At 69.9% G+C, this 25487-nt stretch carries 20 protein-coding genes and 1 pseudogene; 3 read left to right on the top strand and 18 right to left on the bottom strand.

What is annotated here, in order from left to right:
- Nucleotides 1–80: 80 nt before the first annotated feature.
- The 3 genes from dnaE to lspA all read right to left on the bottom strand — a co-directional run bounded on the left by dnaE (nt 81) and on the right by lspA (nt 5449).
- Entirely contained in the window at nt 81–3632 is a 3552-nt protein-coding gene (gene dnaE, locus E1P53_RS06035) for a DNA polymerase III subunit alpha (protein WP_131733715.1), read from the bottom strand.
- Between the two features lie 172 nt (nt 3633–3804).
- Nucleotides 3805–4731, bottom strand: coding sequence for an RluA family pseudouridine synthase (locus E1P53_RS06040; RefSeq protein WP_006898400.1), 927 nt, complete (start codon nt 4729–4731; stop codon nt 3805–3807).
- Nucleotides 4724–5449, bottom strand: a complete 726-nt coding sequence (gene lspA, locus E1P53_RS06045; protein ID WP_230823349.1) for a signal peptidase II — start codon at nt 5447–5449, stop codon at nt 4724–4726. Before lspA ends, E1P53_RS06040 begins: the two co-directional genes overlap by 8 nt.
- Nucleotides 5450–5474: 25 nt before the next feature.
- Between lspA and E1P53_RS06050 the strand changes: the two genes are divergently transcribed.
- Complete coding sequence (locus tag E1P53_RS06050; RefSeq protein WP_006898398.1) at nt 5475–6416, top strand: hypothetical protein; 942 nt, start codon at nt 5475–5477, stop codon at nt 6414–6416.
- Between the two features lie 39 nt (nt 6417–6455).
- On the opposite strand, the gene E1P53_RS06055 is transcribed toward E1P53_RS06050, so the two are convergent.
- Entirely contained in the window at nt 6456–7025 is a 570-nt protein-coding gene (locus E1P53_RS06055) for a WKL family lipoprotein (RefSeq protein WP_006898397.1), read from the bottom strand.
- Between the two features lie 235 nt (nt 7026–7260).
- On the opposite strand from E1P53_RS06055, the pseudogene E1P53_RS06060 reads away from it, so the two are divergent.
- A pseudogene (locus tag E1P53_RS06060) lies at nt 7261–8216 on the top strand (asparaginase).
- A gap of 26 nt (nt 8217–8242) precedes the next feature.
- On the opposite strand, the gene E1P53_RS06065 reads toward E1P53_RS06060, so the two are convergent.
- Together E1P53_RS06065 and E1P53_RS06070 are read right to left on the bottom strand one after the other, a co-directional pair.
- Nucleotides 8243–9670, bottom strand: a complete 1428-nt coding sequence (locus tag E1P53_RS06065) for a DNA polymerase IV (RefSeq protein WP_244941131.1) — start codon at nt 9668–9670, stop codon at nt 8243–8245.
- A gap of 182 nt (nt 9671–9852) precedes the next feature.
- Entirely contained in the window at nt 9853–10311 is a 459-nt protein-coding gene (locus E1P53_RS06070; RefSeq protein ID WP_006898392.1) for a nitroreductase/quinone reductase family protein, read from the bottom strand.
- A gap of 117 nt (nt 10312–10428) precedes the next feature.
- On the opposite strand from E1P53_RS06070, the gene E1P53_RS06075 reads away from it, so the two are divergent.
- Nucleotides 10429–11121: a TetR/AcrR family transcriptional regulator gene (locus tag E1P53_RS06075; RefSeq protein WP_131733717.1), complete on the top strand. Its 693-nt coding sequence runs from the start codon at nt 10429–10431 to the stop codon at nt 11119–11121.
- 58 nt (nt 11122–11179) lie between these two features.
- On the opposite strand, the gene E1P53_RS06080 is transcribed toward E1P53_RS06075, so the two are convergent.
- The 12 genes from E1P53_RS06080 to murC form a co-directional block, all read right to left on the bottom strand.
- Nucleotides 11180–12082 carry an RNA polymerase sigma-70 factor gene (locus E1P53_RS06080; protein WP_131733718.1) on the bottom strand — a complete coding sequence of 301 codons (903 nt, stop codon included), beginning with the start codon at nt 12080–12082 and terminating at the stop codon, nt 11180–11182.
- 29 nt (nt 12083–12111) lie between these two features.
- Nucleotides 12112–13302, bottom strand: a complete 1191-nt coding sequence (locus E1P53_RS06085; protein ID WP_131733719.1) for an NAD(P)/FAD-dependent oxidoreductase — start codon at nt 13300–13302, stop codon at nt 12112–12114.
- A gap of 86 nt (nt 13303–13388) precedes the next feature.
- Nucleotides 13389–16607: an isoleucine--tRNA ligase gene (gene ileS, locus E1P53_RS06090; protein WP_371830988.1), complete on the bottom strand. Its 3219-nt coding sequence runs from the start codon at nt 16605–16607 to the stop codon at nt 13389–13391.
- Between the two features lie 388 nt (nt 16608–16995).
- A complete protein-coding gene (locus tag E1P53_RS06100; protein WP_131733721.1) occupies nt 16996–17850 on the bottom strand; it encodes a hypothetical protein in 855 nt (284 codons plus the stop codon).
- Nucleotides 17851–17885: 35 nt separating this feature from the next.
- Nucleotides 17886–18671 carry a DivIVA-like cell division protein Wag31 gene (gene wag31 / locus E1P53_RS06105; protein ID WP_109237659.1) on the bottom strand — a complete coding sequence of 262 codons (786 nt, stop codon included), beginning with the start codon at nt 18669–18671 and terminating at the stop codon, nt 17886–17888.
- Between the two features lie 382 nt (nt 18672–19053).
- Nucleotides 19054–19350, bottom strand: a complete 297-nt coding sequence (locus E1P53_RS06110) for a YggT family protein (RefSeq protein ID WP_006898383.1) — start codon at nt 19348–19350, stop codon at nt 19054–19056.
- A 56-nt stretch (nt 19351–19406) separates the two neighbouring features.
- Nucleotides 19407–20093, bottom strand: a complete 687-nt coding sequence (locus tag E1P53_RS06115) for a cell division protein SepF (RefSeq protein ID WP_131733722.1) — start codon at nt 20091–20093, stop codon at nt 19407–19409.
- Between the two features lie 105 nt (nt 20094–20198).
- Nucleotides 20199–20951 carry a YggS family pyridoxal phosphate-dependent enzyme gene (locus E1P53_RS06120; protein ID WP_131733723.1) on the bottom strand — a complete coding sequence of 251 codons (753 nt, stop codon included), beginning with the start codon at nt 20949–20951 and terminating at the stop codon, nt 20199–20201.
- Nucleotides 20952–21006: 55 nt separating this feature from the next.
- Nucleotides 21007–21729, bottom strand: coding sequence for a peptidoglycan editing factor PgeF (pgeF, locus tag E1P53_RS06125; protein ID WP_131733724.1), 723 nt, complete (start codon nt 21727–21729; stop codon nt 21007–21009).
- 6 nt (nt 21730–21735) lie between these two features.
- Complete coding sequence (gene ftsZ, locus E1P53_RS06130; protein WP_006898379.1) at nt 21736–22908, bottom strand: cell division protein FtsZ; 1173 nt, start codon at nt 22906–22908, stop codon at nt 21736–21738.
- A gap of 290 nt (nt 22909–23198) precedes the next feature.
- Nucleotides 23199–23900: a cell division protein FtsQ/DivIB gene (locus tag E1P53_RS06135; RefSeq protein WP_006898378.1), complete on the bottom strand. Its 702-nt coding sequence runs from the start codon at nt 23898–23900 to the stop codon at nt 23199–23201.
- Nucleotides 23897–25468, bottom strand: coding sequence for a UDP-N-acetylmuramate--L-alanine ligase (gene murC, locus E1P53_RS06140; protein WP_006898377.1), 1572 nt, complete (start codon nt 25466–25468; stop codon nt 23897–23899). Before murC ends, E1P53_RS06135 begins: the two co-directional genes overlap by 4 nt.
- Nucleotides 25469–25487 lie beyond the last annotated feature (19 nt).

Consider the following 25487-nt stretch of genomic DNA (forward strand, 5'->3'; position numbering starts at 1 on the left):
TTCATGGTCGTGGCCACGAGTATAGCGCTCGGCGAAGGAAAAGTTTCGGTCGACCGAAAACTTCGGTGACGGACTGCCGATCAGCTCAGACAGCTCGGTCCGAGCAGCGCCTTGAGATCGCCCATCAGCGCGGAGCTCGGAGCCACGCGCAACGACTCGGTCAGCTTCAGCTGGGTCTGTTTCTTGTCGCTGACGAGAGTGACGTGGACGTCGGCCATGCCCGGGTGACGGGTCAGCACCTGCTTGAGCGCCTGGACCCGGTCGGGCGTGCACAACCGCGCCGACAGCGTCAGCGACACCGGCTTGGTGGCGCCGGCGGTCTCGAGGTCCGGGACCGCGAGATCGTTGGCGCTGATCATCATGCTGTCCTCACGCAAGTTCACGCGCGCCTTGATGAGCACGATGTTGTCGGCCACGATGTCCATGCCGTAGGCCATGTAGGCGCGCGGGAAGAAGTAGACCTCCACGCCGCCGACCATGTCCTCGAGGGTCACCGCCGCCCACGGCTCGCCCTTCTTGTTCACGCGGCGGGTCACCGACGAGATGATGCCGCCGATGGTGATCTGCGCTCCGTCGGAGATGTTGCCCTCGAGCAGCTGCGTGATCGAGGTGTCGGTGTGCGCCGCGATGGCGTGCTCGACGCCGGCCAGCGGATGCCCGGACACGTAGAGGCCCAGCATCTCCCGCTCGATGGCGAGCTTGTGCTTGGTGTCCCACTCCTCCTCGGGAATCTTGACCGCGAAGACCTCGGCCAGCCCCAGGTCGGCGGCCTCGTCGTCGCCGCCCCCGCCGAAGAGGTCGAACTGGCCGATCGCCTCGGCCTTCTTGGTGCCGAGCACCGACTCGACGGCCTCGCCGTGGACGAGGAACAGACCCTTGCGCGGATGGCCGAGCGAGTCGAAGGCCCCGGCCTTGATGAGCGATTCCGTCACCTTCTTGTTGCAGGCGGTGACGTCGATCTTGCTGAGGTAGTCCGAGAAGCTGGTGAACTTCCCCTTCTCCTCGCGCGACCTGATGATCGAGTCGACGACGCCCGAACCGACGTTGCGGATCGCGGCGAGGCCGAAGCGGATGTCGGCTCCGACCGCGGCGAAGTTGGGCTGGGACTCGTTGACGTCGGGCGGGAGCACCGTGATGCCGAGCTTGCGGCAGTCGGCGAGGTAGATGGCGGCCTTGTCCTTGTCGTCGCCGACGGAGGTGAGCAGGCCCGCCATGTACTCGGCCGGGTAGTTGGCCTTGAGATAGGCGGTCCAGAACGACACCAGGCCGTAGCCCGCGGCGTGGGACTTGTTGAACGCGTATCCGGCGAAGGGCAGCACGGTGTCCCACAGCGCGGTGATCGCCTCTTGAGAGAAGCCGTTCTGGCGCATGCCCTCTGCGAAGCCGTCGTAGGCCTCGTCGAGGATCTCCTTCTTCTTCTTGCCCATCGCGCGACGCAGCAGGTCTGCTTGTCCGAGCGAGTAGCCGGCGACCTTCTGGGCGATCTGCATGATCTGCTCTTGGTAGACGATCAGACCGTAGGTCTCGGAGAGGATCTCCTTGAGCGGCTCCTCCAGCTCCGGATGGATCGGCCGGATCTCCTGGAGACCGTTCTTGCGCTTGGCGTAGTCGGTGTGGGCGTTCACGCCCATCGGACCCGGGCGATACAGCGCCAGGACGGCGACGATGTCCTCGAATCCCGTGGGCTGCATCATCTTCAGCAGCTCGCGCATGGCCGCGCCGTCGAGCTGGAACACGCCGAGCGTGTCGCCGCGCGCCAGCAACTCGTAGGTCTTCGGGTCGTCGAGCGGCAGCTCGTCGAGGTTGAGGTCGATGCCGCGGTTCTGCTTGATGTTCTCCAGGGCGTCACCGATGACGGTGAGGTTGCGCAGGCCCAGGAAGTCCATCTTCAGCAGGCCGATGGCCTCACACGACGGGTAGTCCCAGCCGGTGATGATCGCGCCGTCCTGGGCGCGCTTCCACACCGGGATCACGTCGGTCAGCGGCTCGCTCGACATGATCACCGCACACGCGTGCACACCGGCGTTGCGGATCAGGCCCTCGAGACCGAGTGCGGTGTCGTAGATCTTCTTGACGTCCGGATCGGTCTCGATGAGCGTGCGGACCTCGGCGGCCTCGCCATAGCGCTCGTGCTCGGGGTTGGTGATGCCCCAGACCGGGATGTCCTTGGCCATGATGGGCGGCGGCAGCGCCTTGGTGATGCGGTCGGCGATCGCGAAGCCGGGCTGGCCGAACTGGACCCGGGCGGAGTCCTTGATGGCGGCCTTGGTCTTGATGGTGCCGAACGTGATGACCTGGGCGACCTTGTCCTTGCCCCAGCGCTCGGTGGCGTAGCGGACCATCTCGCCGCGCCGGCGATCGTCGAAGTCGATGTCGATGTCGGGCATCGACACGCGTTCGGGGTTGAGGAATCGCTCGAACAGCAGTCCGTGCGGGATCGGGTCGATGTTGGTGATGCCCAGGGCCCAGGCGACGAGCGAGCCGGCCGCCGAACCACGGCCCGGGCCGACGCGGATGCCGACCTCCTGGGCGTGGCGGATCAGGTCGCCGACCACGAGGAAGTAGGCCGGGAAGCCCATCTGGATGATGACGTCGAGCTCGTAGTTGGCGCGCTCGAGGTACTCGCGCGGGACCTCGCGACCCGGGAAGCGACGCTCACGCAGGCCGCGCAGGACCTCCTTGCGCAGGAAGGTCTCCTGCGACTCCCCCTCGGGCACGGGGAAGATCGGCATCCGGTCGCGGTGGGTGAAGACGTCCTTGTACGACTGGACGCGCTCGGCGATCTCGAGCGTCGTGTCGCAGGCGCCGGGCACCACCGAGTCCCACTGCTGCCGCATCTCCTCGGCCGACTTCAGGTAGTAGCCGTCGCCGTCTAACTTGAAGCGCGTCGGGTCGGAGAGGGTCTTGCCGGTCTGCACGCACAGCAGCGCCTCGTGCGCGGCGGCATCATCCTTGACGACGTAGTGGCAGTCGTTGGTGACGACCGGCTTGATGCCGAGCTTGCGGCCGATCTCGAGCAGGCCGTCGCGGACGCGGCGCTCGATCTCGAGGCCGTGCTCCATCAGCTCGAGGTAGAAGTTGTCCTTGCCGAAGATGTCCTGCCACTTGGCGGCCGCCTCGAGGGCCTCGCGGTCGTGACCTAGGCGCAGGCGCGTCTGGACCTCGCCCGACGGACAGCCGGTGGTCGCGATGATGCCCTCGGCGTACTCGGCGATCAGCTCGGCGTCCATACGCGCCCACTTGCCGAGCTGCCCCTCGATGGAGGCGAGCGAGGACAGCTTGAACAGGTTGCGCAGACCGGTCGCGTTCTCGGCGACCATCGTCATATGGGTGTAGGCGCCCGAACCCGACACGTCGTCGGACTTCTGCTCGCGGGTGCCCCACTGGACGCGCTTGGTGTCGAAGCGCGAGCCCGGCGCGATGTAGGCCTCGATGCCGATGATCGGCTTGATGTCGTTCTTGATCGCCGTGTTGTAGAACTCGCTGGCGCCGAACATGTTTCCGTGGTCGGTCATGCCGATCGCGGTCATCCCCAGCCGTTTGGCCTCGGCGAACAGCGGTGACACCTTGGCCGCACCGTCGAGCATGGAGTACTCGGTGTGGTTGTGCAGGTGTACGAACGAGCCCGTCACTGTGCCTCTTCTGATCGTGTGCCGTCTGCGGTGGATTCCGGTCCACTCTAGGCGCGTCCACCGACACCCACCCGGAGGCTCTCCGGGCAGTGACGAATGGGACAGCTGTGGCGGTGTCGGGCCTCGCCGACCCCGTCCGGCGCGCCCGAGGTCACCGGTTCGCGGGTCGGGTCTAGGTGTCGCGCAGGACGTCGAGCGCGTGCTGCAGGTCCGCCGGGTACGACGAGGTGAACTCGACCATGCGGCCGTCGGCGGGATGGGCGAACCTCAGCGCCCGCGCGTGCAGCCACTGCCGCTCGAGGCCGAGCTTCTTGGCGAGCACCGGGTCGGCGCCGTAGGTCTGGTCGCCGCAACACGGATGGTGCAGGGCCGAGAAGTGGACGCGGATCTGATGGGTGCGCCCGGTCTCGAGGTGGACGTCGAGCAGTGACGCGGCCGCGAACATCTCGAGCGTGTCGTAGTGGGTGACGCTCGGCTTCCCGTTGGCGGTGACGGCGAACTTCCAGTCCGCGCCGCGGTGGCGGCCGATCGGCGCGTCGATGGTGCCCGAGGGCGGGTCGAGGTGTCCCTGCACCAGCGCGTGATAGCGCTTGTCGACCGTGCGTTCCTTGAACGCGCGCTTGAGCAGCGTGTAGGCGCGCTCGGACGCGGCCACGACCATGACGCCGGAGGTGCCGACGTCGAGGCGGTGCACGATGCCCTGGCGTTCGTGGGCGCCGGAGGTCGAGATGCGGAAGCCGGCGGCCGCGAGTGCCCCGATCACGGTGGGGCCGGTCCAGCCGAGCGAGGGATGCGCGGCGACGCCGACCGGCTTGTCGACGACGACGATGTCGGAGTCGTGGTAGATGACGTCGAGGTTCTCCACCGGCGTCGGCTCGATGCGCAGCGGCTCGTCCGGCTCGGGCAGCGTCACGTGGAGAAGGCTGCCCGCCGCGAGCTTGTGCGACTTGCCGACCGGCACCCCGTCGACGAGCACGTCGCCGTCCTCGGCGAGAGCGGCGACCACGGTGCGCGACAGTCCGAGGATGCGCGACACCCCGGCGTCGACGCGCATGCCGTCGAGGCCGTTCGGGACCGGCAGGACACGTGACTCACGCATCGGCGCCACCTCCGCGTCCGCTCGTGCCGGTCTGCTCGTCCGGGGTGTCCGTCGCGGGAGCCGTCACTCCCCCGTCCTTCTCTTCGATCGCGTCCTTCTCGTCGATGACTGCATCCTCGTGGTCCGTGCCGGCGCCGGGGCCGGTGTCGTCGGGTGAATCGTGGTCGTGGCGGGCCGCCCAACCGCTGCGGGTGCCGTCGTAGTCGAAGCCGAGTCCCGACAGGACGACGAGCAGGACTGCGCCGCACACCACCGCCGAGTCGGCCACGTTGAACACCGGCCACCAGCCGACGGAGATGAAGTCGACGACGTGCCCCTGGAAGGGCTTCGGAGCGCGGAAGATGCGGTCGATCAGGTTGCCGATGGCGCCGCCGAGGACGAGCGCCAGGCCGATCGCCCACCACCAGGACCTCAGCCGGCTGCTGTAGCGGATGATGACCGCGACCACGACCAGCGCGATGACCGACAGCACCCAGGTGTACCCCGAGGCGAGCGAGAACGCGGCTCCGCTGTTGCGGACCAGGCGCAGGGTGACCACGTCGCCGATGATCTCGACGGGTCGCTGCGGGTCCAGGGTCGCGACCACGATCGTCTTCGTCAGCAGGTCGAGACCGATCACCACGAGCGCGACGCCGAGCACCGCGAGCGTCGTCTTGGCGAACCGCCGTCCGTTCTCGGACTCGGTCAGGGGTTGGTCAGCCACAGGGTCATTGTCCACGACCGGTGGAATACGCTGGCTACCCGTGTCCACGCATGCTCGTCTCCGCCGTTCCGTCATCTCGTCGTGCGCCGCGGTCGCGGCGGTGTCCGTGCTGGTCGCGGGGTGTTCGTCGGACTCCGGCGAGGCCGCGTCGAGTTCGACGGCAGCCGGCGGCTGCGTGACCGGCTCGCCGTCCCGGGACGCCGGCGCCGCACCGCTGCCGATCGCGCCGGCGACGGTCACCCTGGTCGACCCGGGTGCCGGTGACCGGCGGGTGGCCGCCGCCCGCCCCGACCTCGGGTCGGCGCAGCAGGTGACGCTGGTGACCACGTCGCGGGTCGAGTCGCCGGGGTCGGCGGAGGCACAGACCGTCGAGACGCCGCTGACCGCGCGGTTCGTGTGCGACCAGCAGTCCGAGGTGGAATTCGACCTCGCGAGCGTCACCTCCCCCGACCCGCGACTGAACACCTCGCTGGAGGCCATGGCCGGGACGAGGGGCGGTCTGACGCTCGGCGCCGGCCTGGCCCCCGTCACGGTGCGGCTCGCGCCGCCCGAGGACGCCGGCGAAGAGGCCCGGCTGGCCGTCGAACAGTCGATCGTCACCGCACTGAACACCACCATCGCCCTGCCCACCGAACCCATCGGGGTGGGTGCGCGGTGGCGCACCGAGCGCACCATCTCGGCCGCGGCGACGGTCACCCAGACCGTCGACGCCCGGCTCGCGGCCTGGGACGGGGACAAGCTGACCATCCAGTTCTCCGCCGAGGAGACGCCGGTGAACTCGGTGTTCGCGATCCCCGGCGGCACCGACACCCTCACCATCAGCAGGTTCAGCTACGAGGGCGGCGGGACCGTCGAGGTGGACCTGGCCCGCGGGCTCCCGGTCGGCGGCGAGCTGATCTACACCGGGGCGCGCGAGCTGGTCGGCGCCGATCCCGCCCGCCCCCTGGTACAGAAAACCGGGCTGACCGTCACCTGGCGGTGACGGCCGGCCCGGCTCCTGCGAAGTCCGGCGATCAGCCGTTCAGTTGTCGGCCTTCTTCGAGCTGGTGGCACCGCCTGCCGGGGTGCACATCGCGCTCTCGACCTGGTACAGGCCGAGCAGGTTGCAGACGGTCTGGTTCGAGAGCTTCCAGCGACCCTTGTCGAAGACGATGGTCGCCTCGGCGTTGGCGGGCGGGTTGCCCGCGGTCTCGATGCGGACCTTCACGTTGGCCTTCTTCGGGCCGTTGGTGATGACCGGGTTGACGAGGGACCACTTGACGTCGGGGTTGTCCTCGCGCGCCTTGACCAGCTCGTCGAAGATCTCCGGGTCCTTCTCCGAGCCCTGGACGAGGTCGGTCTTGTCCTTGGCGGGGATCTTCGGGTCGACGGCGGTGTCGACGAGCTCGTTGAGCGCGGCGATCGACGGCGGCTTGCTGCCGTTGGTGATCTCGGACTCGTTGTCGCCCGCGGCACCCGACGCGTTCGCGGCGGCCGTGCTGGTCAGCGTCGGCGCGGGCGGGGCGTCATCGTCGCTGCCGCCGCATGCGGCGACGCCGGTCATCATTGCAGCCGCGATCATGGTCGCGCCGAGAAACTTCCGATACTTCAAGGATCTCCCTCACTGTGTCTGTGGACTCCGGGCGCGCGACGAGGCGCCGGCCCGTGTCGTCGGTGGGTCTGCCGGGGTCTCCCCCGGTGACAGCCCTCACCACTATGCCAAACGAAGCTGAGTGTTCCCGGGTCCACCACGACGCGCCCCGGGTCGGGTCGGCCACCGAGCCGGCCCGGCGCCCGATCGTCGAGGTGCTTGACGCGGTCCCGGCCGACCGTGAGGCTTGACCACCATGGCGGCATCTGAGGCATCCGGACCGACCGTACTCATCAGCACCGGCGGGACGATCGCCGCGCGCACGACCGCCGACGGCGCGGTCCCGGCCCTCGCGCCCGGCGACCTGCTGTCGGCGACGGGCGGCGAGGCACCCACCGGCCCGGTCCGAACCGTCGACCTCATGTCGGTCGACAGTTCGGCCATGACGGTGGCGGACCAGTTCGCGGTGGTGCGGGCGATCGCCGAGGCCCTCGCCGACCCGACGGTCGCCGGCGTGGTGGTGACGCACGGCACCGACACCATGGAGGAGACGGCCTTCCTGGCGGATCTGTACTGCACCGACGACCGGCCGGTGGTGTTCACCGGCGCTCAGCTGCCTGCCGACCATCCCGACGCCGACGGGCCGTCGAACCTCGCCGCGGCACTCGCGACGGTCCACGATCCGGCCGCGCGCGGGCGCGGGGTGCTGGTGGTGGCCGGCGGCCGGACCCTCCCCGCGCGGGGATTGTTCAAGGTCTCCACCGTCGATCCGCTGGCCTTCGACTCGGTGCGCACCGACCTGCCGCGACCCGTCCTCGACGAGATACCGGTCGGCCGCACCGCACGGGTGGACATGTTCGCGCTCTATCCCGGAGTGTCGCCGGGGCTGATCGCCGCGGCGGTCGCACAGAACGCCGCCGGGATCGTGCTCGCCGCAACGGGTTCGGGCAACACGCATCCGGACATCGTCGCCGAGGTCTCGCTCGCCGTCACGACCACGGCGTCACCGTGGTCGTGACGAGCCGGGTGCCCTACGGCGAGGTCACTGCCACCTACGGCGGCGGGGGCGGCGCCGTCGACCTGAGTCGCGCCGGTGCGATCGTCTCACCGTGGTTGCGGGCGCCGCAGGCGCGCATGGCGCTGATCGCCCTGCTCACCGCACGGGCGGAGCCGGAGACCGTCGCCGGGTTCTTCCACGCCTCCGGGGCCTGACCGCAGAGCCACACGCACCGGGCGTTTCACACGCCGGCGTCGTCCTCGGCGCCGAGGTCCCACTCGAGGCTGTCGAGCGGATCGGCAGGACGCAGGTCGGGGTCGTCGACGGCGAAAGTCCGGGTGCGCCCGGGGCCGGTGGTGCGCGTCTCGAATCGGACCGTGACCACCCCGTGCCCGCTCCCCTGCACCCAGCCGTGCCCGTACTCCGGGTGCCGCACGTCGGCCCCGGACGCGAACGGGACCCGACGTGCGGGATCCCCGCCGGGGGCGAAGCGCACCGGCTCGGGCGAGGAGACATCGGCGGTCGGGTCGTGCACGGTCTCCGACACCTCGACGACCTCACCCGATCCCGAATCCCCCGCCGAGGGGGCGTCGGTCGCGGTGTCGTGATGGGTCAGCTCGTCGCCGGCGGGGCCGAGGTCGTCGAAGAGCGCATACTGCTGCACCGCGGTGAGTCCCGAGAATCCCACTCCCACAAGGCGGATCGCGCCCACCGAACGCGGGTCGAGGGCGAGGCGCTGGGCGGTGCGTTCGAGGTCGTCGAAGTCGGTCGTGGCCGCCGCGGTGGTGGCCGACCGGGTGAGGATCGACATGTCGGATCGTTTGAGCTTCAGCACCACGGTCCGGGCGCCGCGACCGTCCTTGAGTAGGCGGCGATGTGCACCGCTCGCCGCGCGGCGGATGGCCTTGCGCAGTTCGTCGAGTTCGACGATGTCCTCCGCGAAGGTCGACTCGGCGCTGATCTGCTTGGCCGATGCGCGTTCGGTGACCGGCCGGTCGTCGATGCCCTGGGCGAGACGATGCAGCGCGGGCCCGACGGTGCCGCCGAGGACCGACGCCACCTCGACCGTCGACATCGCCGCGAGGTCGCCGATGGTGTTGATCCCCAACCGCGCCAGTCGGTCTCCCGACACCGGCCCGATCCCCCACAGTTTGCGGACGGGCAGCCCGTGGAGGAACTCCAACTGACCCGACAGCGGGATCACCATCACGCCATCGGGTTTCGCCATGCCCGACGCGATCTTGGCGAGCTGCTTGCCGCTGCCGACCCCGACCGACGCGGCGAGTCCCACCTCGGAACGGATGCGCCCCCGGAGATCCTCGGCGAAGGCGCGGGCGTCGGCGACCGTCGCGCCGACGAGTTCGGCGGGTTCGGCGAAGGCCTCGTCGAAGGAGAGCGTCTCGATGACCGGCACCGCTTGGCGCAGAATGCGGAAGACGCGTTTGCTGACGGTGCCGTAGACAACCCCGCGCGGCGGGACCACGACCCCGGTGGGGCCGATGAGGCGTCGGGCCTGATGCATCGGCATCGCCGACCTCGCACCGAAGACGCGGGCCTCGTAACTGGCTCCGGCGACCACTCCCCGGCCACCCGAGCCGCCGACGAGAACGGGTCGCCCCCGCAACGTGGGCCGGGTGAGTTGCTCGACCGACGCGAAGAACGCGTCCATGTCGAGGTGCAGGACCCACCGCGAGCTGCGTTCGGCGTCGTGCCCGGTCGGCACCGCCCCACCCGGACCGGTACCCGAGACCCACCGCTGCGGTACGGAGGAACCGTCCGCAGTCGTCGGTTCGGGGGCCGGGCTCACCACCCGTCCGAGTCTAGTGACGGGCGGGTCGAGCGGACGGCCACCTACTCTGTGTGACCGACGGCGAAGACCGGGATCGACGCGGCGTGCCGGACGAGCTCGTCGTCGGTCGGCTTGGCCGACAGCCCCTCGGGCAGGAACCGGCCCACCTCCCAGCCCCACTTGCGCAGGTACTCGGCGATGATCGGCGGGCGCAGCGCGGGATCGAGTTCGGCGAGCGCCACCGTGCGGCGACGGCGCCCGCGCCGGAGTTCGACGGTTCCGGCGACCCGCGCATTGCGCGCCCACTGGGTGTTGCCCCGCGGCGAGACCAGGTACTCCCGGCCGTCGAGGCGCAGCAGGTTGACCGGGACGGTCTGCGGCTTCCCGGTGCGCCGGCCGGCCACGGTGAGGTTCTGCGCCCCGGCGAGGTTGACGCCGTGGTCGGCAAGCCAGCGGACGACCCGGTTGAAGGTGGCGTCGGCGCCTTCGGGGGCGCGGTAATGGGTGGCGGTGGCGGTCATCTTCGGGAGCCTTTCTCTGCTGATCACATTCCGAGAGCACCGCTCTCGTTTCTGAGTGTGCACGACCACGCCCCACAAATCAAGAGCACCGCTCTCGAAATGTGCGAGGATCGGATCATGGCCAGAGGCAGCCGCGCGGAGAACCGCGCGAAGATGACCGAGGAGATCCGCCGGCTGGGTCGCGAACACCTCGCCACCCACGGGGCCGCCGGACTGTCACTCCGCGCGATCGCGCGCGAGATGGGCGTGGTGTCATCGGCGGTGTACCGCTACGTCCCGAGCCGCGACGAGCTGCTGACGATGCTCCTCGTCGAGGCGTACAACGACGTGGCCGATGCGATCGAGGCGGCGGTGGGCTCCGTCGAGGAGGCCCATCGGCGACAGCGACTGCTCGTCGCCGGGGAGACGGCGAGAAGATGGGCGCTCGACGAGCCGGCCCGCTGGGCGTTGCTCTACGGCAGCCCGGTCCCCGGCTATTCCGCGCCCGGCGAGCAGACGACCGGGCCGGGCACGCGCGTCCCCGGACTGCTTCTGCGCGAATGCGCGGCGGCACACGCAGAGGGCCTGCTGCGCGACGACCTGCCCACTCCGCCGGACGACGTCGCCGCCGACATGGCCGCGATTCGGGACGAGTTCGGGCTCGACGCCCCGGCGTCGGTCCTCGCCGCGTCGACGACGCTGTGGGCGGTCATGGTGGGGGCGATCGGCCTCGAGACCTTCGGCCAGTACGGCAAGGACACCTTCGCCCATCCGGGGGCGTTGTTCCGGATGCAGCTGGAGATGACGCTGTCAGGACTGTTCCGGACCTGACTCCCCCGGCGGCGCTCGTACTCGGCGACCGCGGACCCACCCCTCCCGCGGAGGGGACCTACCGCGCGATCACCCGTGGCCGGTCGATGCGGGCGAGCTTGTCCGGGTTGCGCATGGCGTAGATCTGCTGGATCACGCCGTCGACGATGTGCAGGGTGAACGTGCCGGCGAGTTCGCCGTCGACGTAGATCGCGACGCCGGGCTGGTTGTTGAACACCGCGGGTTCGAGGCGGTAATCCATGTCCTTGCCGAGCCGGACGAAACCGGCCAGCAGATGCGCCACCGCGAGCGCACCGCGGACCGGGCGACGCACGGCCATCACCTTGCCGTCGCTGTCGGCGGTGAACTCGACCTCGGGCGCGAGCAACTCGAGAAGCCTTTCCACGTCCCCGGATTCGGCCGCGGCGAGGAACGCGTCGACTGCGGCGGCGGCCCGTTCGGAGTCCACCGGGTCGTACCGGGGACGACGCGCCTCGACGTGGTTGCGGGCCCGGTGCCCGATCTGGCGGACCGTCGCCGGCGCCCTGTCCAGCATGTCCGCGATCTCGGTGTAGGAGAACCCGAACACTTCCCGCAGCACGAACACCGCGCGCTCGTCCGGGCTGAGCGATTCCAGGACGATCAGCATCGCCGTCGACACCGACTCCGCGAGCACCACGTCGTCGACGAGGTCCCGCTCGTCGAGCAGGATCGGCTCGGGCAGCCACGGCCCGACGTAGTCCTCGCGGCGTCGTGTCCGCGACCGCAGCACGTTGAGCGCCTGGCGCGTCACGATCTTCGCGAGGTACGCCTTCGTGTCGTCGACGGCGGTGTCGTCGACCTCCGCCCACCGCAGGTAGCTGTCCTGCAGCACGTCGTCGGCGTCGGCGGCGGTCCCGACGATCTCGTAGGCCACGGTGAACAGCAGCGGCCGCAGCTCGGCGAAACGAGCTGCGCGACGGCCGGATTCGCTGCTGTTCACCGGAGCAACACCTCTCGTCGGCGAGCCGGTCACTGCAGGACCGCCTCACGCTCGGCGGTCGCCTCGCGGTTGCGCGGCCAGCTGAAGGTTCCGGGTCGCGCGGCCTCGCGGCGGATGTTCCACACGATACCGCGGCACACCGTCTCCTTGGCCAGGGCGGCGAGGCGGCCGGTCACGACCGCACGGGCAGGCGAGTCGTCGCGCCGGGTGAACTGCAGGGTGGCCGCGTGACGGCCGATGCTGGTGCACTTGGCGACGAAGCCCTGGTCCACCGGCTTCGGGGAGTCGCCGGCGATCCGCGCCAGGACGGCCTCGGCCGCCTGCACACCCAACGGTTGCGCCGCCTGGCAGCTCATCCTCAGCGGGATCCCGGCGACGGCGACCGCGTCGCCCGCCCCGACGATCCGCTCGTCGTCGACGCTGTTCAGGTTCTCGTCGGTCCGCAGGCGGCCGATCCCGTCGGTGGTCAGCCCGCTGTCGGCGGCCAGTTCCGGGGCGACGAACCCGGTGGCGAACACCGTTGCCGCACTGGGCAACACCCGCTCGTGTCCGTCCATCTCGACGGTCACCTGCGTGGCCTGCACCCGGGTGACGCGCGCTTCGGCGAGAACGTCGACGCCGAGCCGAGCCAGCTGGCGTAGGGTGGCCCGCCGCCCCCGTTCCCCCACCGACGGGGCCAGGACGCCGCCGCCGGCGAGCGTGACCGCCAAGCCGCGGTCGGCGAACTCTCCCGCGAGCTCGACGCCCGTGAGTCCGCCGCCGACGACGCCCACCGGGGCACCGCTGTCCAGGGTGTCGAGACGCGCCCGGAGTCGTTGCGCCGCCGCCCAGTCCGAGGCCGACAGAGCGTGGTCGGCCGCGCCGGGGATCTCCGGCAGGCGATTCCGGCTGCCGATGGCGTAGATCAGGTGGTCGTAGTCGAGGTGCTTGCCCGACGCCAGATGGTCACGCCGCGCCGCGGCCTCGATGCGGACGGCGGTGTCGACGACGACGTCGATGCCGTCGCCGAGCACGGCGTCGAACCCGACCTGCGGGTCACCGGTCCGTGCGACGAACTGGTGCAGCCGGATCCGGTGCACGAAGAACGGCTGGGGATTGACGACCGTGACGTCGACATCGGGCTTGCGACGCAGCCGGTTGGCCGCCATCGCGCCGGCGTAGCCGCCGCCGAGGACGACGACGCGGGTAGGGGCGATCGTGGTGATGTCGGATGTGTTCATCGTTCTGCCTTCCGTCGGTGTTCGAGGTGGTCATCCTCGAGACACCGACGGGAGGCAGAACGTGACAGCTGTCGCGAACTCGCTGGTCAGCCGACCTTCGCGACATCGGCGGTGACGCCGTCACCGAGTTCGATGGCGCCTGGCCCGCCGTCGGCGACGACGTCGAACTCGACCGCCAGGACCTCACCGGCGATGAGGTCGGAGTGGGTCCGCGCCCACTCGAGACGCTCGGCGGGGACCACCAGCCGCACGGTGATGCGGTCGGAGACGTCGAGGTCCAGGTTGCGGCGCGCGTCCTGGAGCTCGCGCACCCGGTCCTTGGCCCAGCCCTCGGCCTCGAGCTCCGGCGTGACGTTGGTGTCGAGGACGACCAGACCCTTGCCACCGGGCAGCTCGGCGGTGGAATCGGGTTCGACGGCCACGAGCTTGCGGGTGTACTCGGAGTCGAGGAGCTCGATGCCGTCGGCGACGACGACCTCGTTGCCCTCGGCGTCGGTCCGCACCTCCCAGTTACCCGACTTCACGGCCTTGATCGCACGCTGGACGTCCTTGCCCAGGCGCGGGCCGGCGGCACGTGCGTTGACCGCGATCTCGTAGCGGCCGTACTCGCTGGCGTCGGTGGCGAGCGTGACGGACTTGACGTTCATCTCGTCCTTGACCAGGTCGACGTACGGCTCGAGAGCGGCCGCGGTCGGCGACGCGACGGTCAGTCCGGGCAGCGGCAGGCGCACGCGCAGCTTGTTGGCCTTGCGGACGCTGGAAGCCACCGAGCACACCGCCTGCACCTCGTCCATCGCGGCGACCAGATCGGCGTCGGCCGGCAGCTCGTCGGCGGTCGGCCAGTCGGTCAGGTGCACCGAACGCTCGCCGGTGAGGCCGCGCCAGATGGCCTCGGTGGCCAGCGGCAGCAGCGGCGACGCCAGGCGGCAGGCCACCTCGAGCACCGTGTACAGCGTGTCGAAGGCGTCGGTGTCGGCGTCCTGACCGGCCCAGAAGCGGGCGCGCGAACGGCGCACGTACCAGTTGGTCAGCGACTCGACGAACTCGCGGAACGACTCGCAGGCACCGGCGATGTCGTAGGTGTCGAGCGCCTCGGTCATCGCATCCCGCGTGGAGGCGAGCTTGGCGAGGATGTAGCGGTCGAGCACGTGCTGCGAGTCGGTCCGCCACGTCGCCGGGCGCTCCGCGTACAGCTGCAGGAAGCTGTAGGCGTTCCACAGCGGCAGCAGCGCCTGGCGCACCCCCTCGCGGATGCCGCGTTCGGTCACCACGAGATTGCCGCCGCGCAGGATCGGCGAGGCCATCAGGAACCAGCGCATCGCGTCGGAGCCGTCGCGGTCGAAGACCTCGTTGACGTCCGGGTAGTTGCGCTTGGACTTGGACATCTTCTGCCCGTCGTCACCGAGCACGATGCCGTGTGCGGCAACGGTCTTGAACGCCGGGCGGTCGAACAGCGCGGTCGCGAGCACGTGCAGCGTGTAGAACCAGCCGCGGGTCTGGCCGTTGTACTCGACGATGAAGTCGCCGGGGTTGTGCGGCGGCGCGTCGGCCGAGTCCCCGCCGTCGAACCACTCCCGGTTCTCGAACGGGTAGTGCACCTGGGCGTAGGGCATCGACCCGGACTCGAACCAGCAGTCGAGGACCTCGGGCACGCGACGCATGGTCGACTTCCCGGTCGGGTCGTCGGGATTCGGCCGGGTCAGCTCGTCGATGTACGGGCGGTGCAGGTTGTCCGGCCGCACCCCGAAGTCGCGCTCGAGCTCGTCGAGCGAACCGTAGACGTCGATGCGCGGGTACTCCGGGTCGTCGGAGATCCACACCGGGATCGGCGCGCCCCAGTACCGGTTGCGGCTGATGTTCCAGTCGCGGGCGCCCTCGAGCCACTTGCCGAACTGGCCGTCGCGGATGTGCTCGGGCACCCACGTGATCTGCTTGTTCAGCTCGACCATGCGATCGCGGAACTTGGTGACGGCGACGAACCACGACGGCACCGCCATGTAGATCAGCGGCTGCCCCGACCGCCACGAGTGCGGGTAGGAGTGCTCGATGGTCTCGTGGCGCAGGATGCGCCCGGCCGCCTTGAGGTCCTTGATGATGACCGGGTTGGCGTCGAAGACCATCAGGCCCTCGTACGGCGGGACCTGCGAGGTGAAGCGGCCGCCCGGATCGAGCGGCTGCACGACCTCGATCCCGTAGGAGGTAGCGAGCTCCATGTCCTCCTCGCCGAAGGCCGGCGCGAGGTGGACGACGCCGGTGCCGCTGTCGGTGGTGACGTAGTCGCCGAGCAGCACGCGGTGCGCGTTCGGGTGCCCGAGGAAGAAGTCGAACGGCGGTGTGTAGGAGAGGTTCTCGAGTTCCTTGCCGAGGTGGGTGCCGAGCACCTCCGGATCCGCGATCTCCTTGGAGTACGCGCCGAGCAGGGCTTCGGCGAGCAGGTACTCCTGCCCGTCGGCGGCCTTGACGTGGACGTAGGTGACCTCGGGATTGACCGCGATCGCGAGGTTCGACGGCAGCGTCCAGGGCGTGGTGGTCCAGATCAGGGCGTTGACGCCGTCGAGCGACGACAGCGGACCCTCGGGCACCCGCAACGGCATCCGCACGGTGACCGCCGGGTCCTGCCGCATGCGGTAGGCGTCGTCGAGCTTGGACTCCTGGTTGGACAGCGGGGTCTGCTCGTACCAGCTGTACGGCAGCACGCGGTAACCCTGGTAGATCAGGCCCTTGTCGTAGAGGGCCTTGAACGCCCACATGACCGACTCCATGAAGTCGAGGTCGAGCGTCTTGTAGTCGTTGTCGAAGTCGACCCAGCGGGCCTGACGGGTGACGTAGTCGCGCCATTCGCCGGTGTAGCGGAGAACCGAGTCGCGGCAGTACTCGTTGAACTTCTCCATGCCCATCTTCTCGATCTCCGACTTGTCGGTGATCCCGAGCTGGCGCTCGGCCTCGAGTTCTGCGGGCAGACCGTGTGTGTCCCAACCGAATCGGCGTTCGACCTTCTTGCCGCGCATGGTCTGGTAGCGCGGCACGACATCCTTGACGTAGCCGGTCAGCAGGTGCCCGTAGTGCGGCAGGCCGTTGGCGAAGGGCGGCCCGTCGTAGAAGACGAACTCCTCGGCGTCGGCGCGGTTGGCGATCGATGCGGCGAAGGTGCCGTCGGACTCCCAGTAGTCGAGAACCTTCTGCTCGACGAAGGGGAAATGGGGGGCGCCGCGCCCTGTCCCACCCGTCATGTCGACCTTGGGGTACGCACGCCCGGTCTCGGTGGTGCCCGGCTCGCCGGCGCCCTTTTCGTTCGTGTCCGCCACGGCTCGTCTCCTCGTGCCTGGATGTCTGTCACCTTCGGCACGGGGACGCACACCTGACGGCATACGCGGTACCACCCCGCTTGCATCGGAAACCCGACGCCTCTCAGGGACCGCGCGGAGACTCCGTACGGTCCGGTGGCTGTGACGGGCCACGCCCGCCCGGTTCTACTGGGAGCCGCCACCGAATCGGTGCTGCTCTGTTCTTCCGGGTGCTCCCCGGTGATGGCCGGATCAACGCGTCAACCAGTGTAACGACGCCTCGCCCGCACAATCCAATCGGTGTCGGATGCGCGGGCGAGGCGTCGTCGGTGTTCTGTTCTACGGTTCGGACGTGCCGCACCGGCACGTCGGGGCGCTGTGGTCCTCGAGTCGCGGTCCTCGAGCCGCGTCAATCCTCGAGCGGGGGCTTCCAGTTCGGGTCCAGCGGATCGAAGTCCGGACGACGCCGGCGGCCCGACGGCGGGCCGGCCTGCTCGCCACCCTGCGACGGGACTCCCCCGCCCTGCGGATCCGGTGCCGGTCGCGGAGCGGGGCCGGATTGCGAACCGGGACCCGGCTGCGGCGGCGGACCGAAACGCTGCGGGCCAGACGGTCCCGGCCCGGGCTGTGCAGACCCGGAACGCGGTGCGCCGGCCCCTTGCTGCGGACCGCCCCCGGCACTCCGGTGCTGCGGGGACGACAGCGGTCCCGTGGAGGGGGCGCCGAGATCGGCGTCGCCACCCACGGAACGCAGGTAGTCCTCGTAGGTGCCCTCGCGGCGCTCCGGTGCCGGACGCACCGGAGCGGACGGCGACTGCGGGCTCGGCCTGTCGACCGGATCCGCCATACCGGGCTGGAAGGGCGGCGGCTCGTACGGGGCCGACCCGGCCGGGGCGTTCGGCTCGAATCCGCGGGTCGGCGGCTCGGACCGGGGAGCCTCGATAGGAGCGCGCCCGGTCGGACTCGGATCGACCCGACCGCCCGTCTCACCGACAGCGGACTCCGTCGAGGCGGCGTCGGCGTCCTCGGGGAAGTCGTCGAACGCTTCGTCCTCGTCGTCGGCACGCGCGGCGCCCGGGACCAAGTCCTCCAGTGATCGGGTGTTTTCCCGTCCACGGGAGGCGAACACGTCGACCAGCAGGAAGCCGAGTCCCAGGAGACAGATGACGATACAGGCGACGGCGAGCCACACGGTCCCGGTGACGAGACCGAGGATGAGCAGCACGAACCCCACGAGGGTCGCGCCCAGGGCCAAGGTCAGCACATCACCAGCCTAGGGTGCATGACCACCTACCGGGGTCAGCTCGGCGAATAGCTGCTGAAGCCGCCGCTGCCGGGATCGTTCGAGAACGACTGGTCGGGGCGTCCACCCTCCACCGGGGCAGCACTTCCGCGCTGCTGCAGCTCCTCGAGCTGCGACTCCAGGTAGGTCTTCAGGCGGGTGCGGTATTCACGCTCGAACGTCTTGAGCTGTTCGATGCGGCCTTCGAGGACACCGCGCTGCTGGTTGATGGTGCCCATGATCTCGCTGTGCTTGCGCTCGGCATCGGCCTGCAGGGCGTCGGCACGCTCCTGTGCCTGCCGCAGCTGCGCCTCCGAGCGGGTCTGCGCGTCGGCCAGGATGGCCTCGGAGCGCTGACGGGCGTCGGCGAGCATCGCGTCGGACTTGGCCTGGGCCTCGGACACGAGGGTGTCGGCACGGGTCTGCGCGTCGGAGAGAAGCGCATCGGCGTCGGCACGGGCGCTGCTGGTCAGACGGTCCGCGGTGTCCTGCGCCAGGGCGAGGACGCGGGCGGCGCGCACGTTGGCGTCGTCGTTGGACGGCGCCTCCTGGGCCGGGGCCTTGGCGAACATCTGGGTGCGCTCCTCCGAAGCGGGCGCACCGGCTCCGGAGCGGGCATCGGCGAGCTCACCCTCGAGCTCCTCGACCCGCTGCTTCAGGTCGGTGTTCTCTTCGATGAGCCGGGCGAGCTCCGCCTCGACGAAATCGAGGAACTGATCGACCTCATCCTCGTTGTAGCCGCGCTTACCGATCGGCGGTTTGCTGAACGCGACGTTGTGCACATCAGCTGGAGTCAGCCGCATGTCGGTTCCCCTCGTGTCTGTGGTGAAGCTTGTGTTCAGTTGGCGTACCGTCCAACCCCGATCGCCCGACCTGAGTCGTTCGACCAATACAGGTTGTCACTAACTATTCATACCAGTCAAAAACTGTAACTGGCGTCCAATCCTGTCACATGCGAACCGCGGGTCGCACCCCCTTGTTCTCACCGGGAGTTCAAAGGGCGAGACGGAGGCGATCACCAACGGTAGTCGATCGCCGTTCCTCAAGGTACCCGGCCGAACCGGGCCTGGGCCCGCAGCCCGGCCGGGCGTCGGCCGGGCGGATGAACCAACCACGGGATGTCCCGGGCGGCGCGTCTTCGGCCCGTTTGGCATGATCGGCCGGCAGCTCGCGAGGGCCGGTCGGTCAGCGGCCGGCGAATCCGCCCACCACGTTCATCGCGATGATGACCACCAGCATGACGATCATCAGGGACAGGTCGAGCCGGATCGGACCCAACGGGATCGGCGGGAGGACGCGCCGCAGGGCCTTGATCGGAGGATCGGTCACCGTGAACACCGACTCGATGATCACGACCGCCACCCCGGTGGGGCGCCAGTCGCGGGCGAACGTGCGCACCAACTCGACGACGAGGCGTCCGAGGAGCAGCAACCAGAAGACCAACAGGACGTAATACAAGACGCCCAACAGAATCGCAGCCACGCGTCAAGACTGCCTGAAGATCACCGGCGAGTGCGAACCGAGGGTGCCCACGCTGGTCAGGCGTGGTTGTAGAAGCCGGTCTCGGCGATCTTGCGACGGTCCTCGGGCGAGACGTCGACGTCGGCCGGCGACAGCAGGAACACCTTGGTGGCGACCTTGTCGAAGGAACCGCGCAGCGCGAAGGCCAGTCCGGCGGCGAAGTCGACGAGACGCTTGGCGTCGTCGTTGCTCATGTCGACGAGGTCCATGATGACCGGGTTGCCGTCGCGGAAGCGCTCGCCGATCGTGCGGGCCTCGCTGTAGTCCGACGGGCGGAGCGTGGTGATCTTCTGCAACGGACCCTCCGGGAAGACGCGCTCGAAGTCGCGGTGTTCGGCGACCGGACGCGACGACGCGGCGCGGATGGCGGCACTCGACGAACGCTGCAGCGGCTCGAGACGACCCGAGGGACGCATCGGGGCCTCCGAGACGGGACGTGGTGCGGCGTAGGCGAATTCGGGCGCGAAGTCACCGGCCATCTCGTACGCGGGCTCGAAGCGGTCGTCGTAGGCCATCTCGTCGCGGTAGCCGACCGAGGACTCGTAGCCGGCGTCGTACGACGAGTCGCCGTAGTACTCGTCGCGGTACACACGCTCACGCGACGCCGGACGGTGCGAGGGTGCCGCCTCCTCGAGGTAGTCGTCCTCGTACTCGCTGGGCGGCACCATGCCGAAGTATGCCTTGAACTTCTGCATCGTGGTCATGAGCGGCCTCTCTGTCGTGCGTCGCCGGTGTGCAGCCGTGCCGGATGGTGCTTCTGATGTCATTTGAGCTTGTTGTGTCACTTGGTTCTGCTGTTACCAATGTGATTACTGAGAGAGTAGCGGCCGCTCGCCCATGATCGCGGTTCCGACACGCACGCATGTCGAGCCTGCTGCGACCGCGATCTCCATGTCGCCGCTCATCCCTGCCGACAGCTCGGCCGCGTCGGGGTACCTGTCGCGAAAAGCGGTGTGGATACGGGCCGTTTCGGCCATCCAGTGCTCCGGCTCGCCGTGCAGCGGGGCGATCACCATCAGGCCGCGCAGACTCAGGGCATCGGCCGCGCAGATCCGATCGGCGAGCGCTGACAACTCCGCCTCCACGACGCCGCCGCGTTGCGGATCGCCGTCGAGGCTCACCTGCAGCAGCACGCCGAGCGGGTCGGTCCGCTCCCCCTCGTCGAGCGCGGCGCGGGCCGCGCGGTCGAGGGCGTCGGCGACCTTCGGGCGGTCCACCGAGTGCACCGTCCGGGCCCAGCGCGCGATCGAGCGCGCCTTCTTCGACTGGACGGTGCCGATCATGTCGAACGCGGGCGCGTCACCCGGATCGGCCGGATGCCAGTCCGCGAGCACCTCGGCGACCTTGCGGCCGGCCTCCGGCTCGCGCGACTCGCCGAACTCGCGCACGCCCAGCGAGAGCAGCCGGCGCACGTCGTCGGCCGGGAAGAACTTGGTGACCACCAGCAGCGTGCACGAGCCGGCCGGCCGGTCCGCGGCGGCGAGCGCCGCGTCGAGCCGGTCGCGGACCGCCTGCAGGCGCTCGGACAGTTCGGCGGTACGGGCATCGGGTGAATCGTTCATGTCCCTGATCATTCTCCGCTGTGACAAAGGTTTTCGAGGGCGTTTCGCCCGGGCGTCAGCGCCCGTCGGGTTCGCTCTCGTCCATCCAGATCACCGAGGCCAGCCGGCCGGTCGGTGCGCCACGGCGGTGGCTGAAGAGGTCGGGATCGGAGATCGTGCAGCGGGGGTCGACCGCCACCGCGGTGACGCCGGCCTCGAGGAGCTGGCGCCGCAGCCCGGCACGAAGGTCGAGGCCCGTCGTCCCCTTCCGGGTGCGCGACGCCGAACCCGGCAGATGCTTCTCCACGTCGGCCTGCATGTCCGGCGGCACCTCGTAGTGCTCGCCGCTCGCGGCCGGCCCGAGGAACGCGCCGATGCGTTCGATCTTCGCCCCGAGCTCGACCATGACGCGCAAGGTCTCCGGGACGATGCCGATCCGGGCGCCCACGCGTCCGGCGTGGACGCCGGCGATGACACCCGCCTCGTCGTCGCTGAGGAGCACCGGCACGCAGTCCGCCGACAACACCGCGAGCGCGAGCCCCGGAGTGGCGGTGACGAGCGCATCGGTCGCCGGGACCGCGCCCTGCACCGGACCGTCGACGACGGTCACGTTGCGGCTGTGGATCTGCTCCATCCAGACGACCGAGGACTCCTCGAGCCCGATCTGCTCGGCGAGCCGTTTCCGGTTGGCGGCCACCGCGGCGGGGTCGTCTCCGACGTGGTCACCGAGATTGAACGAGTCATACGGTGCCACCGAGACGCCGCCGGCACGCGTGGTGACGACGCGACGTACCCGCATCGCGGGTCAGCGCTTCATGAAGGACGGCACGTCGACGTCGTCGTCGTCGAGATGCACGGTGTTGCGGCGCGGCGGCTCGGGCTCGCGGTCGGAGCCGAACGGGTCGCCCGAGCTCTTGGGCATCTCGCCGAACAGCGGGTCGTTCTTCGGCGGGGCCGACACGGCGCCGGCCTGGCCCGCGGCCACGCCCGAACGCCCGGCGGCGGCCGGGGTGTCGGTGCGCTTGCGCGGCGCGCCGCCGTCGAAGCCGGCCGCGATGACGGTCACGCGGACCTCGTCGCCGAGGTTGTCGTCGATCACGGTGCCGAAGATGATGTTGGCGTCCTCGTGTGCGGCCTCCTGCACCTGGGTGGCCGCATTGTGGATCTCGAACAGGCCGAGGTCGCTGCCGCCGGCGATCGAGATCAGCACGCCGCGCGCGCCCTCCATCGAGGCCTCGAGCAGCGGCGAGTTGATCGCCGCCTCGGCGGCCTTCTTGGCCCGGTCCTCGCCGCGGGCCGAACCGATGCCCATCAGGGCGCTGCCGGCATCGCTCATGACGCCCTTGACGTCGGCGAAGTCGACGTTGATCAGGCCCGGCGTGGTGATCAGGTCGGTGATGCCCTGCACGCCGTTGAGCAGCACCTCGTCGGCGCTGCGGAAGGCGTCCATGAGGCTGACGTTGGCGTCGCCGAGCTGCAGCAGGCGGTCGTTCGGGATGACGATCAGGGTGTCGCACGACTCGCGCAGCGCGGCGATGCCGGCCTCGGCCTGGTTGCCGCGACGCTTGCCCTCGAAGGAGAACGGCCGCGTGACGACGCCGACGGTCAGCGCGCCGAGCTTGCGCGCGATCTGCGCGACGACAGGTGCGCCGCCGGTGCCGGTGCCGCCTCCCTCGCCCGCGGTCACGAAGACCATGTCGGCGCCCTTGAGGAGCTCCTCGATCTCGTCGCGCGCGTCCTCGGCGGCGCGGCGGCCCACCTCGGGGTCGGCACCGGCGCCCAAGCCGCGGGTCGAGTCACGGCCCACGTCGAGCTTGACGTCGGCGTCGCTCATCAGCAGGGCCTGCGCGTCGGTGTTGATCGCGATGAACTCGACTCCCTTGAGCCCCTGCTCGATCATGCGGTTGACGGCATTCACGCCGCCGCCGCCGATGCCGACGACCTTGATGACGGCCAGGTAGTTGTGCGGTGGCGTCATGCGCTCGCCTTCCTCGTAATGGGTCGTGCTCGATGTTTCGGTTGCCGGTGCCGCGGCGTGAACGGCGGGTTCACCGCCTGCCGGACCCCGTCTCGGGTGTCGACAAAACCCTAAACCTGAACCATAGATTTAGAGTTATGTCAAGTGGTTGGTGATAGAGACGCTATGCACCGCGGGCCCCGGTATCCAGATTCACGCCCGGCGTGTCGGCAAGTCGCGGTGCGAAATTCCCGCAGTCGCGTGCGATCCCGGGAAAACGTGAGGTCAACGGCGACCCGCGGCGGCCGTGATCACTTGTAGGAGGGGAATTCCGGACTCGTGACGTTGTACTCCTTGGCCTCACGTCTCAACAGGTAGGTGAGAGTTCTGGCCTTGTCCGCCCCGCGGTCGGCGTCTCCCCAGATGACCCGCCGGTTCTCGGTGAGGATGAACGTGATGTCCACCGGGGACCGCGCACTGACCCGGATCACCTGTTCCCGCAACGGATCCGGCAGCCCGGCGACCGCCGTGATCGCCTCCCGGGTGGTCGGGTCGGCCGGTCCGGGGTTGGGCGTCTCGAGAACGGGGAGCTTGAGGACCTCGGGCGGCACGCCCTGGGTCTTGTCGTAGTGCAGGAACGACACTCCCGACCGGTCGAGGACGTGGACCTCGTCGCCGGACTTCACGATCACCGTCGGCACGCGTTCGGTGACGGTGATCCGCAACGTCGACGGGTAGGCGCGCTGCACGCGCACGGACTCGACGGTCGGGATGGTCGCGATCCGCTGGGCGACCGCCTTGGTGTCGACCTGCAGCAGCGGCGTCCCGTGCGGGACCGCCGCCGCGCGCAGGATCTCGTCGGTCGGCACCGAACCGCTCTCCCGGATGTCGGTGCTCCGCACCGACATCAGCGGTGTCAGATAGGCGATCAGGACCAGGCCCACCCCCGCGGCGACGACCATCAGCGTGCCGAGCAGCAGGCGCGACCGGCGGCGGGTGGGCCAGCCGATCACGACACCCGTCCCGTGAGGTCGCCGGCGTGATCGCCGGTCCCCTCACCCGATTCCCGGGCACCGAGCGCGGCGAGGATCTCCGGCCCCTGCATGGTGATGTCGCCGGCCCCGAGCGTGAGGACGACGTCGCCGGGCCGGGCGAGCCCGGCCACCTGGTCGGCGAGCCGGGACAGATCCGGGGCGAACAGCGCCGGGGAGGTCAGCTTGTCGGCGATCGTCCGGCCGCTCACGCCGGGGATCGGCTCCTCGCGCGCCCCGTAGACGTCGGCGACCACCACCGCGTCCGCGAGGTCGAGGGCGGCGGCGAACTCGTCGGCGAACTCGACCGTCCGCGAGTACAGGTGCGGCTGGAAGACGGCGATGACGCGACCGCGGGTACCGTCCGGGCCGCCCCGCGCGGCCAGCATCGCCTGCGCCGCGGTCAGCACCGACCGCACCTCGGTCGGGTGATGGGCGTAGTCGTCGATGACCTCCACCCCGCCGCGGCGGCCGCGGTACTCGAACCTGCGGTGCACGCCGCCGAAGGCCCCGATGCCGGTCAGGATGCGGTCGAGGGTCTCGGCGCGCCGTGCCTCCGAGGCGCCGGTGACCCGCACGGCACCGATGATCGCGGCGATCGCGTTGAGCGCCATGTGTTCTCCCGGCAGCGGGAGGACCAGCTCGCGCTCCACCGGCGTCGTGCCCGCGGCGACCGGGGCGTCGAAGCGGACACGGGCCGCTCCCCCGCTCCCGTGGGCCTCCCAGGACAGGAGCGTCGCAGCGTTGGGCACGCCGGGCGCGAGGTCGGCGTGGGTTCCGCGACCGTAACCGAGCACGGTGACACCGCGGTCGGCGAGCGTCGCGGACACCCGGCCGGCGAGCGCCGCCGAGCCCGGGTCGTCGAGGCAGACGATCAGCGTGCCGCCGCTGCGGATGTGTCCGGTGAAGTCGTCGAACACCTGCACGTAGGCCTCGACCGACCCGAAGAAGTCCAGGTGGTCGGATTCGATGTTGGTCACCGCCACGACGTCGGCGGTGTACTCGAGCAGCGAACCGTCGCTCTCGTCGGCCTCGGCGACGAACACCGGGTCGCCGCCGTGGTGGGCGTTGGTGCCGGACTCGTTGAGCTCGCCGCCGATGGCGAAGGACGGGTCGCTGCCGGCGTGCTGCAGGACCACGACGGACATCGAGGTCGTCGACGTCTTGCCGTGGGTCCCGGCGATCAGCAGGGTCCGCTGCCCCTCCATCAGCTGTGCCAGCACCCGGGGCCGCAGCAGGATCGGGATCCCCCGGGACCGGGCCGCCACCAACTCGGGGTTGGTCTTGGGGATCGCCGCGTGCGTGGTCACGACCACCGACGGGCCGCCGGGGATCTGGTCGAGGGCGGAGGGATCGTGCCCCACCTGGACGCGCGCCCCGCGGGTGCGGAGTTCGAGGATGGCGCGGCTGTTCTTGGCGTCGGAGCCGGACACCTGGCCGCCGCGCGCCAGCAGGATGCGTGCGAGTCCGGACATCCCCGCGCCGCCGATGCCGACCATGTGCACCCGGGACAGCTCCGGGGGCAGCTCCCCGCCGGTCGTGTTGCTCATGTCGTCACCTCCCGCGTCG

The organism is Gordonia paraffinivorans, assembly GCF_900683595.1.
GTDB classification, from domain to species: Bacteria; Actinomycetota; Actinomycetes; order Mycobacteriales; family Mycobacteriaceae; genus Gordonia; species Gordonia paraffinivorans.